This window comes from Janthinobacterium rivuli, assembly GCF_009208735.1.
Lineage (GTDB): Bacteria > Pseudomonadota > Gammaproteobacteria > Burkholderiales > Burkholderiaceae_D > Janthinobacterium.
This window is the reverse complement of record NZ_WFLJ01000088.1, coordinates 1-278: the sequence shown is the minus strand read 5'-3', so window position 1 is coordinate 278 and position 278 is coordinate 1. Positions and strand designations below refer to the sequence as shown.

The 278-nt window shown below is 48.2% G+C and carries 1 rRNA gene; it reads right to left on the bottom strand.

From position 1 onward, the window contains the following. Window positions 1–278: ribosomal RNA gene (locus GCN78_RS29050) — 23S ribosomal RNA — on the bottom strand; the annotation flags it as partial.

Below are 278 nucleotides of genomic sequence, written 5' to 3'. Positions count from 1 at the left end.
TTGGGCTTACGGCGTGGAGGCTTTTCACCCCCATTATCGCTACTCATGTCAGCATTCGCACTTCTGATACCTCCAGCATCCTTTACAAGACACCTTCGCAGGCTTACAGAACGCTCTCCTACCATATATATCTGTGATAAATCACAGAACAATATCCGCAGCTTCGGTGACTGGCTTAGCCCCGTTACATCTTCCGCGCAGGACGACTCGATCAGTGAGCTATTACGCTTTCTTTAAATGATGGCTGCTTCTAAGCCAACATCCTGACTGTTTTAGCC